This window comes from Ralstonia sp. UNC404CL21Col (assembly GCF_000620465.1).
GTDB lineage: Bacteria > Pseudomonadota > Gammaproteobacteria > Burkholderiales > Burkholderiaceae > Ralstonia > Ralstonia flatus.
In genome coordinates, this window is sequence record NZ_JIBE01000003.1 from 790,249 (window position 1) to 805,016 (window position 14,768).

Consider the following 14,768-nt stretch of genomic DNA (forward strand, 5'->3'; position numbering starts at 1 on the left):
TCGTCTGGCAATGTTGGCCGGGAGACCGGTATACGAGAAGTGCAATTTTCGGAAGAATTGATGTGCTTTGGTTATCAATACTTTCCGCCCCGAATCGGCCCGTTATCGCCGCCTCATCGGGCGGCGGTGTAGGCGAAACGACAAGTTCAAGCAAACCATTGCGTCGGAATTGCAAAAAAAAACGCCAACCCGCAATGGGTTGGCGTTGTGCTTTGGGTAGGACCTTGGCCGTGAATCAGTGGAACTGGTTCATGGTGTTGTCTTTACCTGCCGCCTTCAGCGCTGCTTCGCCGCTGAAGTATTCCTTGTGGTCGTCGCCGATGTCCGAGCCCGACATGTTCTGGTGCTTGACGCAGGCGATGCCTTGGCGGATTTCCTTGCGCTGCACGCCAGCCACGTAGCCGAGCATGCCCTGGTCGCCGAAGTATTCCTTGGCCAGGTTGTCGGTCGACAGCGCGGCGGTGTGGTACGTCGGCAGCGTGATCAGGTGATGGAAGATGCCGGCTTCGCGCGATGCATCGGCCTGGAACGTGCGGATCTTCTCGTCGGCGAGCTTCGCCAGTTCGCTGTCGTCGTACTCGGCGCTCATCAGCTGGCCGCGCTCGTAAGCCGACACGTCCTTGCCCGCTTCCTTCATCGCGTCATACACCTGCTGGCGGAAGTTCAGCGTCCAGTTGAACGACGGGCTGTTGTTGTACACCAGCTTGGCGTTCGGGATGACCTTGCGGATTTCCTTGACCATGCCGCCGATCTGGCCGATGTGCGGCTTTTCGGTTTCGATCCACAGCAGGTCGGCACCGTTCTGCAGCGAGGTGATGCAGTCGAGCACGCAACGCGCTTCGCCCGTGCCGGCGCGGAACTGGAACAGGTTGCTCGGCAGGCGCTTCGGACGCAGCAGCTTGCCGTCGCGCTTGATGACGACGTCACCGTTGCCGAGTTGGTCGGCCGACAGCTCTTCGCAGTCGAGGAACGAGTTGTACTGGTCGCCCAGGTCGCCCGGCGTGTTCGTCACGGCGATCTGCTTGGTCAGGCCGGCGCCCAGCGAATCGGTACGGGCCACGATGATGCCGTCGTCCACGCCCAGCTCCAGGAACGCGTAGCGGATCGCGCGGATCTTGGCGAGGAAGTCCTCGTGCGGCACGGTGACCTTGCCATCCTGGTGGCCGCACTGCTTCTCGTCCGACACCTGGTTTTCGATCTGGATGCAGCAGGCGCCCGCTTCGATGAACTGCTTGGCCAGCAGGTACGTGGCTTCTGCGTTGCCGAAACCAGCGTCGATGTCGGCAATGATGGGCACGACGTGCGTGACGTGGTTGTCGATCTTTTCCTGGATGGCGGCCTTGGCAGCGGCGTCCTTGGCGGCGTCCAGCTCGCGGAACAGGCCGCCCAGTTCACGGGCATCGGCCTGACGCAGGAAGGTGTACAGCTCGCGGATCAGCGCGCTGACCGAAGTCTTCTCGTGCATCGATTGGTCCGGCAGCGGGCCGAACTCCGAGCGCAGCGCAGCGACCATCCAGCCCGACAGGTACAGGTAGCGGCGTTCGGTGCTCTTGAAGTGCTTCTTGATGGAGATCATCTTCTGCTGGCCAATGAAGCCGTGCCAGCAACCGAGCGACTGCGTGTACTTCGACGGATCGGCGTCGTAGGCGGCCATGTCGGCACGCATGATCTTGGCGGTGTACTTGGCGATGTCCAGACCCGTCTTGAACTTGTTCTGGGCACGCATGCGGGCCGCGTACTCGGGGTTGATCGCATTCCATGCGCTGCCGTGGGTTTCTTTCAGACCGGCAACTGCCTTGATGTCGTCTTGATACTGGGCCATGTCAATTTCCTGGAAATAAAGCGCGTTTGAGAAGAATCGGTTGCGTGTGCAGCTACGGATTTCGAAGCGAGCAGCATGGATTTATTGTAGGTCGGCTTTGACGCGTCGCAGCAAGGTCTTATATAAGACATAAGAGTTAGTTTTTCTTTATTTATCAATGAGATAGACCACTTATTTTGCGATGCGGAATGGTTTTTCAGCAAACGGGAAGCGCGCGCGGGGAAAATTCCGCGTGGATTTCGTAATGTGGAACGCGCTTTCAGCGATCGGCGCAACGCCCTCCGCACTTCCTAATCGCCCACCCACTCCTGCCGGATCCGCTCCAGCCCTTCCCGATACGTCGTCACGTTGAACTCGGGAAACCGACGCTTGAACTTGGCGGAGTCGAACAGGTTGTCCTGCTCGTAGCGCGGCAGCAGCTCGCGGATTTCGCGCACCGGCTTTGAAAAGAGCCCCGCGGCGGTCATGGCCCATTTGCCGATGACCGTGTAAGACGCCTCCCGGCCAAACACCTCGCTGGCCAGGGCGACAAACTGCTTGTACGTCGGCCGATCGTCATCGCATGGCAGATGCCAGGTCTGGCCGAACGCATCGGGCGCGTTGCCAAGCGCTGCCAGCGCGCGGCTCGCGTCGGGTGTCCAGATGAGGGTACGGCGCGTGTCGTCGCGCACCGGCACGCGGGGTTTCTCGCCGGCTTCCAGGCGTTCGATGACCAGCGCGTTGGTGAAGCTTTGCGTCTTCCCCGGGCCATAGAACTCGGGTGCCCGACCAATCAACACGGGAATCTCGCCGCGCGCCATTTCGTCCTGCACCATGGACGCCATCGCCGCGCGCACCCTGCCCTTGCGCCCCACCGGCGCAAACGGCGTGGCCTCGGTCTGCAGCCGGGCGTCTTGCGGATACATATAGGTGTTGTCGAAGTAGGCAAACTTGGCGCCCTCGGCGCGGCAGGCATCAAGGGCGTTCTCGAGCATGACGGGAAATTGCGCTTCCCAGAGTTGCGTGTCTGGCGGCAGGCCGGCGGTGAAATACACCACGTGGCTTCCCTTGACCGCCGCTGCGGTCTGCTTAGCGTCGAGCAGATTGGCGGACACCACGCTGTCGGTGTCGTTCACCTTGCGCGGATTGCGGCTCACGAGTCGCACGTCGCCCGTGTAATTGCGCTGTAGTTCACGCGCCAGCTCCATCGCGATCTGGCCATTCGCTCCCAATATCGTCTGCATCCGGTCCACCTTTCTGAGTTGCCTCTTCTGTTGATCGACAGGAGCCTAACTTTGAAGTGAGCTTTAACGTCAAGCGTCTTCTTGGCTCGCCGATGAGCGCTTGACCTTCAAGTCAAGTTCAACCTTAGAGTTTTCGCTACCGGCCGCAAGGTCAACGCATCGGAAAGGTTATGAACATGGAGACGCGATTTACCCAGGTCGAATTCGGACCGCACAAGGTCGACGTGCTGGCGGGCGGCTACTACGACCGTTACCGGATGAATCCGAACCTGGATGAAGTGGCACAAGACCCCGCCGCGGGAAACATCGATTTCTTCCGCCGGATTCCCAAGCACCTGGTCGCGTCGAGAGTCGGCCCCACCTGGGCGCCCAATTTTTATTACCGCTCGAGCAGCATTCAGTTGTTGTTTCTCGCGCCGCTCGCGCGCTTGCGGGCGACATTGCCCCAGCCGCTGGAGCCGCTGCGTGCACTCCCGGGCTACGGCTTGGTCGCCCTCACCTTTTTCTCATATGCGGTGTGCGACAACGACCCGTATGACGAGGTGTCCGTCGCCGTGGTGATTCGCCGGCCCAGCGCACGTGGGCCGCATGCGCTGGAACTGCTGGATGCCATACGCCGCCGCAGCTTCTTCGCCCACGTGTTGGCGCTGCCCGTCACCACGGAAATCGCGCGCGTGCGCGGTGTGCACGGCTATCAGCTGCCCAAGTGGCTTGCGGACATCAACGTGAACATCGGCGCAGCGGTGAGCGCCAGCGCCGGCGCGCCCGGAAGGCAGCCCGACCTGACCTTGCATGCGCCGCTTCCTGCTTTGCGGAACGTTGCGCCACAGTCCCGTATGGGAACGACGACCATGATCAACAAGGTCGATGGCGCATGGCATCAAAGTTCGGTGCAGAGCAACACCTTGTCGTTCGCTCAACGCCTGCTTCCGCGCAACGTCAAGCTGGTGCGCCATGGCGGCCCATTGAGCCAGTTGCTTGACGGGCTGGGCCCTTCCACTATTGTTCGCCTGGACGTGGTGAAAGACGCGCAACTGGTGCTGCATCTGCCCACGCCGCTGAAAGGGTTCGGCGATGCTGAGCGGTGAGCCCTCATCCGCCCAAAGAAAAAGGAAAACTCCATGCCCGCTCCGGACTATGACGTCGTCGTCTTTGGCGCTACCAGCTTTGTCGGTCAGATCCTGGCCCGCTACCTGGCCGAACACTTTTCGGGGGATGCGGAAACGCTGCGCTGGGCCATCGCCGGACGATCCGAAGCGAAGCTCCAGGAGCTCAAACGTTCGCTGGGTGCGGCGGGCGGGTCCGTGCCGATCATCGTGGCAGATGCCGCCAACGAAGCGCAGTTGCAGGCCCTGTGTGCGCAGACGCGGGTGGTGGTCTCCACGGTCGGCCCCTATGCCCTATATGGCGAGCCGTTGATCAAGGTCTGCGCCGAGAGCGGGACGGACTACTGCGACCTCACCGGCGAGACGCAGTGGATCAAGCGCATGATCGGCAAATATGAAGCGACGGCGCAGCAGTCCGGCGCGCGCATCGTGCATTGCTGCGGGTTCGACTCCGTGCCGTCAGACATGGGCGTCTACTTCCTGCAGCAACACGCCATGCAGCAATGGGGGACGCCGGCCACGCAGGTGAAGTTGCGCGTCAAGACGCTAAAGGGCGGCGCATCGGGCGGCACGATCGCCAGCCTGATCAACGTCGTGCAGGAAGCCGCAGCCGACGCCGCCTTGCGCAAGGAGCTGGCCGATCCCTACGCGCTCTGCCCCAAGGGCCACGGCTTCACGGCGCGCCAGCGCTCTGTCCGGGGCGCGGCGTTCGATGCCGATTTCGATGCGTGGATTGCGCCGTTTGTCATGGCGGCCATCAACGAGCGCGTGGTGCACCGCTCCAACGCCTTGTCCGGCAACGCCTACGGCAATCGTTTCCTCTATGACGAAGCGGTGATTACCGGGCACGGCCTGAGCGGCCGCATGAAAGCCGTGACGATGGTGGCCGGCCTGGGTGCATTCATGCTGGGCATTGTCATCAAGCCCGCTCGCATCGTGATGCAGCGCTTTTTGTTGCCCAAACCCGGCGAGGGCCCCACGCCGGCGGCGCAATTGGCTGGCCGCTACGACCTGCGGCTGTTCGGCCGAACCGATGAAGGCAACACCTTGCGCGTGAAGGTGACAGGCGATCGCGACCCGGGCTATGGCTCGACCGGCAAGATGCTCGGTCAGGCCGCTGCGAGCCTCGCGCTGGACCACGTGAAGGACGGCATCAAGACGGGGCGACCAGGCGGCTTCTGGACGCCGGCCACCATGTTCGACGAACGCTTCATCGAGCGCCTGACGCGCCACGCAGGTTTGCGGTTCGAGCGCATATGAGCGGGACGCGCCGCCCATCCGGCCGAAGCCTCATTCGTTCTGCCCGCGCGCAAAGATGTCCCAGCTGGCCATGAACAATGCGGCGACCAGCGGCCCGATCACGAAGCCGGTGATGCCGAACAGCTCCATTCCGCCCAGGGTGGAGATCAACACGACCCAGTCGGGCATCTTGGTGTCCTTGCCGACCAGCAGCGGGCGCAGCAGGTTGTCGACCAGGCCGATCACGCCGCCGCAGAACGCGACGAGGATCACGCATTTCCAGATCGCCCCCACCATCAGAAAGTAGACCGCGACCGGAATCCACACGAGGCTCGCGCCAATCGCCGGCAGCAGCGACAGGAACGCCATCAGCGCGCCCCACAGCACCACGCCGTCAATGCCAAGGATCCAGAAGATCAGCCCGCCGAGCGCGCCCTGCACCAGCGCCACGGCAATGTTGCCTTTGACGGTGGCGCGCACGACGGTCGTGAACTTGCTCAGCAGCAGGCGCTTGTGCTCTTCGTCCATCGGCAGCGCGCGGCGCACGCGGCGGCCGATCTCCGTGCCATCGCGCAGCAGGAAGAACACCATGTACAGCATCACGCCAAAACCCACCACGAACTGGAACGTGTTCTGCCCGATGCTCAGCGCCTTCGTGGCGGCAAACTGGCTGATCTGCGCAGCGCCGTCGGCGAGCTTTTTCTGGATGCCGGCAATGTTCGTCAGGCCCGCTTTGGCAAGCAGCTGCTGCACCCACGTCGGCAACGCATGCACCGCTTCGGACAGGTATCTGGAGTAGTTCGGCTGCGCGCTCTGGACCTCCTGATAGGCGACGCCAATTTCCTGCACGATGGTCGCCGCCACAAAGATCACGGGCAGGATCACGATGAGGATGATCAGCGTGAGCGTGGCGAGCGCGGCCAGGTTGCGCCGCTTGCCCATCCGGGCGACGAGCGCGCGCTGCACGGGCTGAAACAGGATCGCCAGGATGACACCCCAGAACACCGCGCCAAAGAACGGCGAGAGGATCCAGCAGAGCCCGAGCGTGACGACAAACAGCAAGAGGGAGAAGAATTTCTGGTGGCCGTTTCCGCTATCCATGGATTGCTTTCGCTTGAAGGTGACGTCTGAAGAGCCCGAGCAGGATCCGGGCCAAGGCAATGAAATCCGAGTATGCCCGCCCCGGCCGCTGTTGTCATAGGGGCCGCAGGCGGGCAGACAGACGTTTGGAAGCCAACCGAACGTGGGCGCCCGCGCGTCAAACAACCCCAATGCAGGCCAGGTGATGGCGAAACCGATTGCCGGCTATAGTCTGCTCACCCATCCAACCGAACCGGAGCACAACGTGGTATTCGAAATGGCCCACATCGACATTCTCGCCGGCAAGCAGCGCGAGTTTGAAGCCGCTGTCCAGCAAGCCCTGCCGCTGTTTGCGCGCGCCAAGGGCTGCCACGGCGCCGAGCTGCACCACATCGTCGAGCGAGACACCAGCTACGTGCTGCTGGTGCGCTGGAACACCGTGGAAGACCACATGGTCGATTTTCGCGAATCCGACGACTTCCAGGAATGGCGCAAGCTGGTGGGGCCGTTCTTTGCCAAGGCGCCGGAAGTCGTGCACTCCGAGGTGGCCGTCAAGTAATCGCCCCCAAAGATCATCGAGTCTCAACCGGCGCGCGGGATGCGCTGCGCTCGCCGAGCGCATCCCCATTCCGCCCATGCCGAGGCAACCGAACTGCCCGGTCTCGTTTCGGTACTGCGGCCTGAACATCCCGTAAGAATCCTTTTGCATTTGTTTGCAGTCTGCCCCGTGGGCGAGGGTCCAATGGCGCGGTAAAGATGCGCCCGATGCTGCCGTTAGCCAGACATGCGTGCTGCGCGCGGCAACGTGCGTGGGCGCGTGTGTAATCCATTCACAACTGCCCGCCAAGACGCTCCACCCCTCCGTTCATGTCTTCAGAAACGTCGATGGACCGGCGCTTTGGTGCCTGCGTCGCCATCGTCCTCGTTCCGGTGCTGTCGTTGTCGTGCTGGCTGTTGGGCTATGCATGGCTCGGTTACGGCCGCGCCGACGATGCGGCGCGCAGCGTCCAGGCGTTGCGCCTGGCGTTGCTGGCCATGGAGAAGGTGTCGGCCGAGCGCGGCCCGACCAACGGCGTACTGGGCGAAGACCTACCGCTGCCGCCCGAGCGCAGCGCGGCCCTGCAACGCATGCGCGCCGCCAGCGACCAACACGTCGCCCGGCTGCTCGACGCGCTGGGCCCTGAACATTGCCCCGGCTGTGAGGCCGACATCAACGCAGCGCGGCGCGCCCAAACGCTGCTGGCCACTGCCCGCGCCAACATCGACCGCCTGACCGCCCTGCCCCTGCGCTCCCGCAGCAGCGACGCGCTGGCCGACGGCGTCGGCCGCATGATCGCCGTGATCCCGGAATTCCTGCCCATCGTCAACGCGCGCACGGCCAACATCACACGCGGCGACCCAGATGTGCTCAACTGCCTGACGCTCGCTCGGCTGGCGGCCGATCTGCGCGAATACGCGGGCCAGCTCGGCTCGCGCTTTACCGGTGCGCTGGCCATGCACCGCGCGCTCACGTTTGAAGAGCAGCTCGCCATCGAACGCACGCAGGGCCGCATCGACCAGCTGCGCAGCATGATCGAGACCCGCGTGGCAGCGCCGTCTACCTTGAACGAGCGTGCCGTCGCCACGCTCGGGGCGCAGTACTTCGGCGATGGGCTGCGCTACGTGGCCGCCGTGCGCGCCAAGGCCAGCCAGGCCGGCGGCGTCGATATCACGCCCGCGGCATTCGCCGAGCGCTACGTGCCCACGATGCGCGCCATCACGGATTTCCGCGACATCGTGCTGGGTCTGGCGGACGACGACATCCGCGAACACCGGCGCGAAATGCTGCTGGTGCTCCTGGGCTCGGCGGGCGCGGTGGTGTCGGTCCTGGGCGCGCTGGTCTGGATGACGCTCTCGTTCCGCCGCGACGTGGTGGGGCCGTTCGTCAACGCTACGCGGCTCATCGACGGGATTGCGCGCGGCAATCTGAGCGTGCACATCCCGACCAGCTTTGCGCGGCGAGAAATCCGCGCGATGTTTGAAGCGATCCGCGTGCTGCGCATCAACAGCATCGAGCGCCGCAGGCTGGAGGTGGAACGCGCGCACCTGATGCAGGAACTCGCGCGCATGGCCGAGACCGATCCGCTCACCCAACTGCTCAACCGCCGCGCGTTTGAAGACCGCGCCAGCGCGATGTGCAATGCCCCGCATCCGAAGGCGCGGCTCGTGGCGCTCGTCATGTTCGACATCGACCACTTCAAGCGCATCAACGATACCTACGGCCATGCCGTGGGCGACGAGGCGCTGCGCACTGTTGCCGGCCTGTGCCGCGCCGAGGGCCCGTCCGCCGACATGGTGGCGCGTATCGGCGGCGAGGAATTTGCGGTGATGGTGTGGGCGGATAGCCTTCCACAGGCGCGCGCAGTGGCCGACCACCTGCGTCATCGCATTGCCGAGGTAACGGTGCCCACCGGCACCGATATGCCGTGCCGCATGACGGCCAGCTTTGGCGTGGCGGTCGCGCCCGCCGCCGATGGCCCCAAACTGGCATCGCTGCTGCGGCGGGCAGACCACCTGCTCTATGCCGCCAAGCTGGCGGGACGCAACTGCGTGATGACAGATCGCCCGCCCGGATCGTCAGACCTGACAGTCGCGGCCGATTGATGCGAGGGGCCGCCAGGCCCCATCGGGACGACATGGCCAGCGCGGCACCCGGCTGGCGATTGTTCCGCGTCAGAAACCCTGCCGCGATGATGCACCGCCGCAGCGGATTTCCAAGACGGACGCGGCTCCACCGCCTAGAGTGGCAAGCTGTCATCCACCCATTGACCGCACACCGGAGCCGACGATGCCGCAAGACCGCCACCTGATCCTCTACCACTCGCCACGCAGCCGCTCGCGGGGCGCGCGCATGCTGCTCGAAGAACTCGGCGCCGACTACGAGGTGCATGCCTTCGACCTGACCACCGGCGAGCACAAGAGCCCGGCGTTTCTCGCCATCAACCCGCTGGGCAAGGTGCCGACACTGCGCCACGGCGATGAAGTCATCACCGAGCAGGTGGCGGTGTATCTGTATGCGGCGGAGCTGTATCCGGAAGCCGGGCTGTCACCGGCGGTGGGCGATCCGCTGCGCGGCGCGTACCTGCGCTGGATGGCGTTTTATGGTGCGTGCTTCGAGCCGGCCATTGTGGATCGCTCGATGAAGCGCGAGCCGGCCGCGTACTCGATGTCGCCGTATGGCAACTTCGACGCCATGCTCGGCACGCTCACGGCGCAACTGGAGAAAGGGCCCTACCTGCTGGGCGAACGCTTTACCGCGGCGGATGTGCTGTGGGCAGCGGCGCTCGGCTGGACCACGATGTTCAAGCTCATCCCAGAGACGCCGCTGGTGCGTGGCTACATTGACCGCGTCATGGCGCGGCCCGCCATGACGCGCGCGCAAGCCGCCGACCTTGCGCTTGCCGAAGCGCAGGACAAAGCAAAGGCCGAGGCAACAAACGCCGCCCCGGACTCTTGACGCGCAACTACGTACTTCTAGCGTACTGCGTGACTGAACGACTGTGCTTTAGTGCGAGAGGCGGAACTGCCCCACTGCCTCGTTCAGGTTGTGGGCTTGTTCCTCGAGCGACTCCGCAGCGGCAGCGGCCTGCTCCACCAGCGCGGCGTTCTGCTGCGTCACCTGGTCCATCTGGTTGACGGCCTGGTTGACCTGTTCGATGCCGCTGCTCTGCTCTTCCGACGCCGACGAAATCTCGCCCATGATGTCGGTCACGCGCTTCACCGCATCGACAATCTCGGCCATCGTCACACCCGCCTGGTCGACAAGTGCTGTGCCGTTGGAGACGCGATCCACCGAGTCGCTGATCAGTGCCTTGATCTCTTTCGCGGCACCGGCTGAACGCTGGGCAAGGCTGCGCACTTCGCTGGCCACCACCGCAAAGCCCCGGCCTTGCTCGCCGGCACGTGCCGCTTCCACCGCGGCGTTCAGCGCCAGGATGTTGGTCTGGAACGCGATGCTTTCGATCACGCCGATGATGTCGGCAATCTTCTTGCTGCTCTCGTTGATGCCGCCCATGGTCTGCACGACCTGGCCGACCACATCGCCGCCGCGCGTGGCAACGTCCGACGCCGTCACGGCAAGCTGGCTGGCCTGACGCGCGTTGTCGGCGTTCTGCTTCACGATGCTCGTCAGCTCTTCCATGCTCGATGCGGTTTCTTCCAGCGAGCTGGCTTGCTCTTCCGTACGCTGCGAGAGGTCTGCGTTGCCGGCGGCAATTTCCTGCGCGGCCGAGCGCACCGAATCGCTGCCCAGGCGGATCTGCTGCATCACCGCGGTGAGCTTGTCAGCGAAGGTATTGAACGAACGCGCGATCTGGGCGACTTCGTCTTCGCCGTCGGACGGCAAACGCTTGGTGAGGTCGCCGCTGCCCGAGCCGATGTCGTCCATGGCATCGCGGATCATCGACAGGCGGCGGAACGCGCGTGCCGTCATCGCGCCCACGATGAGTGCCGCAACGATGGCCACACCCACCAGCGCGCCAATCGACGTCATCACCAGCGAGCGCATGCCGGCCGTGGCGTCAGACTTGTCCAGGGCCACGACCAGGCCCCAGTCGGTGCCCTTCACGCCCTGGCGGTAGAGCAGCTTGGGCGCGCCATCCACCGACACTTCCACCGGCTTCTCTGCCTGCGCCAGCGATGCCAGCGTGGCTTCGTTCAGTCCGGCCGACAGATCGGTCGCCGGCTTGAGGGTCAGCTTGTCATTCGGATGCGCCACGATCTTGCCGGCCGCATTGACCAGGAAGCCGAAGCTGGCCTGCGTCGGATGAATGGCCTTGACGTTGGCGATCACGCTGTCCATTGCCACGTCGCCGCCGATCACGCCCTTGAGCGTGCTGCCTTCCAGGATGGGCACGGCGAAGGTCACCACGAGCTGGCCGGTGCTGGCGCTCACGTACGGCGGCGTCACCACGGGCTTGCCCGCATCCACGGCTTGCTTGTACCAGGGGCGGGCGGTCGGATCGTACGTCGGCGGAATGCCTTCGGGGTTGGAGAATTTGTACGACTTGTCGGGATAGCCGACGTAGACGTTGATGAAGCCGCCCGCCTTGTGCACGGCCTTGAAGACCGGAATCGGATCGGCGGACACCGCCACGTCCTGCAGCGACACCATCATCTGTGTCTTGGAAGCCACCCAGTCGTCGATGCCCGCAATGTGGCCACGTGCGACGGACTGGAGGTTCTGGCGAATGGACTCTTCGTTGTACGAACGAGTCACGAGATAGTTGAGACCGCCAGCGAAGGTCAATGCGCCGACCACGATGGCAACGCAGGTCAGCAAAATGCGAGTACGGATGGATGCAAGCACGGTATGGTTTCCTACGAAGCCCATGGCGGGGGTTCCGCCATGTAAGGCATGCGGCACGCGGCCCTGTCGGCCTGCCGTCGCACAAGAAACGGCCGTCGTAAGAAAATCTGAAGTCTGATGTGTGGAACATGACGTGGCTGTCACGTTGCCCGAGCAGCCAACGTTCTACAATCGCCCTCCCTACGCTGCCCAGGTCGGGCAGGCTCCACTTCAAGAAAAGGAATGCGCATGAAAACGAAAGCCGCCATCGCCTGGAAAGCCGGTGCTCCGCTCACCGTGGAAGAAGTCGACCTGCAAGGCCCACGTGCCGGCGAGGTGCTCGTCGAGATCAAGGCGACCGGCATCTGCCATACCGATTACTACACGCTCTCGGGCGCCGACCCGGAAGGCATCTTCCCGGCGATCCTCGGCCATGAAGGCGCGGGCGTGGTGCTAGAGGTGGGCGCGGGCGTGACGTCATTGAAAGCGGGCGACCACGTGATTCCGCTTTACACACCGGAATGCCGCCAGTGCAAGTTCTGCCTGTCGCGCAAGACGAACCTGTGTCAGGCGATTCGCGCCACGCAGGGCAAGGGCCTGATGCCGGACGGCACGTCGCGCTTCTCGCTCGATGGCAAGCCACTGTTCCACTACATGGGCACGTCAACGTTTGCGAATCACATCGTGGTGCCCGAGATTGCGCTGGCGAAGATCCGCCCCGACGCACCGTTCGACAAGGTCTGCTACATCGGCTGCGGCGTGACGACGGGCGTGGGCGCGGTGGTCTACACGGCCAAGGTGGAAGCCGGCGCCAACGTGGTCGTGTTCGGCCTGGGCGGCATCGGCCTGAACGTGATCCAGGGCGCCAAGATGGTGGGGGCCGACAAGATCATCGGCGTGGACCTGAACCCCGCGCGCGAGGCGATGGCACGCAAGTTCGGCATGACGCATTTCATCAACCCCAACGATGTGGAAAACGTGGTGGACCACATCGTCCAACTCACCGACGGCGGCGCGGATTACTCGTTCGAATGCATCGGCAACACAAAGGTCATGCGCCAGGCGCTGGAGTGCACGCACAAGGGCTGGGGCCAGTCGATCATTATCGGCGTGGCCGAGGCCGGCGCAGAGATCAGCACACGCCCGTTCCAGCTCGTGACGGGGCGTGAGTGGAAGGGTTCCGCATTCGGCGGCGCGCGCGGCCGCACGGACGTGCCGAAGATCGTCGACTGGTACATGGAAGGCAAGCTCAACATCGACGACCTGATCACGCACACGCTGCCGCTGGAGCGCATCAACGAAGGCTTCGACCTGATGAAGCGCGGTGAGTCGATCCGTTCGGTCGTGCTGTACTGAGCGTTGAAGACGGAGCCCAGCGATGACAATCCCGGTACCCGCACTTGAACTGCTTTCCGAGCATGCCTGCTTTGGCGGCGTGCAGCGCTTTTATCGGCATGCCTCGACGGCGATCGGACTGCCGATGCGCTTCTCGGTCTACCTGCCGCCGCAGGCGCTGGCCGGCACGCGGTGCCCTGCGCTGTTCTATCTGGCCGGGCTGACGTCTACGGAAGAGACGTTCGCCATCAAGGCCGGCGCGCAACGCGTGGCCGCCCGCGAGGGGCTTATCCTGATCGGGCCCGACACCAGCCCGCGCGGCGCAAACGTCCCCGGGGAAGCGGACCACTGGGATTTCGGCGTCGCCGCCGGTTTTTATCTGGACGCGACGCAGGCCCCGTGGCGCGAGCACTACCGCATGGAAAGCTACATTGCCGACGAGCTGCACCACATCGCGCGCGTAGCGTTTCCCGTGGCAGCCGGACGCATCGGAATCTTTGGGCATTCGATGGGCGGCCACGGCGCGTTGACGCTGGCCCTGCGGCATCGGGAGCGCTTTGCTTCGGTGTCGGCGTTTGCACCCATCGCACATCCGTCGGTATGCCCGTGGGGCATCAAGGCCTTCACCGGGTATCTCGGGGAGGACCGCGCCGCCTGGGCGGCGCACGACGCCACGCAATTGATGCGGCTGGCCTCATGCCCGTTTCCGGGCGGCATCCTGATCGATCAAGGCGAGGCCGACAAATTTCTCGCCGAGCAGTTGTATCCGGAAGACTTTGCCGCCGCGTGTGCCGCAGCCGGGCAGCCGCTGCAACTGCGCCGCCACCCCGGCTACGACCACGGCTACTACTTCATCGAGACCTTCATCGAAGATCACCTGCTGCATCACGCAGCGCAACTGCGTTAGCAGCAGGTTAGCGGGCGGTTAGCGGCCGCTCCCACCGCCGCTGCCGCCCGCGGCCCCGCCGGCGCCCCCGCTGCCTGCTCCGCCACCGACGCCGCCACCGACACCGCCCGAGCCGGCAGCACCGCCGCCATTACCGCCGCCATTACCCCCGCCCGGCGCGCCCATCGAGCCGCCGGTACCAGGGGCGCCGACCCCGACCCCGCCCGAACCGCCGCCGGTCGTGCTGCCGGTCGAATCGTTCGCACTGCCGCCATAGCCGCCGCTGGAACCGGAGCGCGACGATGTATTGCCGGAGCGCCCTTGCTTGCCGGTGGCATTGCGATTACGGGTGGCGTCCCGGCCGCTGCCCGTCGAGCCGCCATTGACGGCGGTGCCCCCCGTGCCCGTGGCCGTTGCGTCGGTGCTGGTACCGCCGGCCGGCGACATGGTGCTGCCCCCGGCCGTGCTGTTGGATTGGGCCGACCCCGTCTGGGCATACGCCGCCGCGGTACCGCCTGCCAGCGCCAGCGCGACTACAAGAGAAGATGCACGGAGATACGTCATGAATGGCTCCTTTGAGGTTGAGGATGTGCCCCTCCAACTCAGCAAGGGCCGTTCCGCCATCACCCGGCGCCATCGTCGAACGCGCTGATTGGCGGGATATTTGCTTGTGACCGTGCGTCAAAATGCGGAAGCCGGCACTCAGCTATACATTCAACCCTGTATGTATAATCGCCTGCCCAACTGTCGG

12 protein-coding genes are annotated in these 14,768 nt (G+C 64.3%); 7 read left to right on the top strand and 5 right to left on the bottom strand.

What is annotated here, in order from left to right; genetic code table 11:
• Positions 1 to 235: 235 nt before the first annotated feature.
• Together N511_RS0103785 and N511_RS0103790 are read right to left on the bottom strand one after the other, a co-directional pair.
• Positions 236 to 1,822 carry an isocitrate lyase gene (locus tag N511_RS0103785; protein WP_027678070.1) on the bottom strand — a complete coding sequence of 529 codons (1,587 nt, stop codon included), beginning with the start codon at positions 1,820 to 1,822 and terminating at the stop codon, positions 236 to 238.
• A 290-nt stretch (positions 1,823 to 2,112) separates the two neighbouring features.
• Complete coding sequence (locus N511_RS0103790; RefSeq protein ID WP_027678071.1) at positions 2,113 to 3,045, bottom strand: SDR family oxidoreductase; 933 nt, start codon at positions 3,043 to 3,045, stop codon at positions 2,113 to 2,115.
• A 176-nt stretch (positions 3,046 to 3,221) separates the two neighbouring features.
• Here N511_RS0103790 and N511_RS0103795 point away from each other — a divergent pair, with 176 nt between their 5' ends.
• A complete protein-coding gene (locus N511_RS0103795; protein ID WP_027678072.1) occupies positions 3,222 to 4,133 on the top strand; it encodes a hypothetical protein in 912 nt (303 codons plus the stop codon).
• Between the two features lie 33 nt (positions 4,134 to 4,166).
• Complete coding sequence (locus tag N511_RS0103800) at positions 4,167 to 5,411, top strand: saccharopine dehydrogenase family protein (protein WP_027678073.1); 1,245 nt, start codon at positions 4,167 to 4,169, stop codon at positions 5,409 to 5,411.
• Positions 5,412 to 5,441: 30 nt separating this feature from the next.
• On the opposite strand, the gene N511_RS0103805 is transcribed toward N511_RS0103800, so the two are convergent.
• The gene (locus tag N511_RS0103805) at positions 5,442 to 6,491 is read right to left on the bottom strand and encodes an AI-2E family transporter (RefSeq protein ID WP_027678074.1); all 1,050 of its coding nucleotides are present in this window, start codon (positions 6,489 to 6,491) and stop codon (positions 5,442 to 5,444) included.
• A gap of 256 nt (positions 6,492 to 6,747) precedes the next feature.
• Between N511_RS0103805 and N511_RS0103810 the strand changes: the two genes are divergently transcribed.
• The 3 genes from N511_RS0103810 to N511_RS0103820 all read left to right on the top strand — a co-directional run bounded on the left by N511_RS0103810 (position 6,748) and on the right by N511_RS0103820 (position 9,966).
• Positions 6,748 to 7,029, top strand: a complete 282-nt coding sequence (locus N511_RS0103810) for an antibiotic biosynthesis monooxygenase family protein (protein WP_037026419.1) — start codon at positions 6,748 to 6,750, stop codon at positions 7,027 to 7,029.
• A 326-nt stretch (positions 7,030 to 7,355) separates the two neighbouring features.
• Positions 7,356 to 9,113, top strand: a complete 1,758-nt coding sequence (locus N511_RS0103815) for a diguanylate cyclase (RefSeq protein ID WP_027678076.1) — start codon at positions 7,356 to 7,358, stop codon at positions 9,111 to 9,113.
• 184 nt (positions 9,114 to 9,297) lie between these two features.
• A complete protein-coding gene (locus N511_RS0103820) occupies positions 9,298 to 9,966 on the top strand; it encodes a glutathione S-transferase family protein (protein ID WP_027678077.1) in 669 nt (222 codons plus the stop codon).
• A gap of 48 nt (positions 9,967 to 10,014) precedes the next feature.
• On the opposite strand, the gene N511_RS0103825 is transcribed toward N511_RS0103820, so the two are convergent.
• Complete coding sequence (locus tag N511_RS0103825; protein ID WP_027678078.1) at positions 10,015 to 11,817, bottom strand: methyl-accepting chemotaxis protein; 1,803 nt, start codon at positions 11,815 to 11,817, stop codon at positions 10,015 to 10,017.
• Positions 11,818 to 12,045: 228 nt separating this feature from the next.
• On the opposite strand from N511_RS0103825, the gene N511_RS0103830 reads away from it, so the two are divergent.
• Together N511_RS0103830 and fghA are read left to right on the top strand one after the other, a co-directional pair.
• Positions 12,046 to 13,152: an S-(hydroxymethyl)glutathione dehydrogenase/class III alcohol dehydrogenase gene (locus tag N511_RS0103830; protein ID WP_027678079.1), complete on the top strand. Its 1,107-nt coding sequence runs from the start codon at positions 12,046 to 12,048 to the stop codon at positions 13,150 to 13,152.
• Positions 13,153 to 13,174: 22 nt separating this feature from the next.
• On the top strand, positions 13,175 to 14,038 hold the full coding sequence (gene fghA, locus N511_RS0103835) for an S-formylglutathione hydrolase (RefSeq protein WP_027678080.1): 864 nt from the start codon (positions 13,175 to 13,177) through the stop codon (positions 14,036 to 14,038).
• Positions 14,039 to 14,056: 18 nt separating this feature from the next.
• Here fghA and N511_RS0103840 read toward each other — a convergent pair whose 3' ends face one another.
• Complete coding sequence (locus N511_RS0103840) at positions 14,057 to 14,581, bottom strand: hypothetical protein (RefSeq protein WP_027678081.1); 525 nt, start codon at positions 14,579 to 14,581, stop codon at positions 14,057 to 14,059.
• Positions 14,582 to 14,768: the final 187 nt, after the last annotated feature.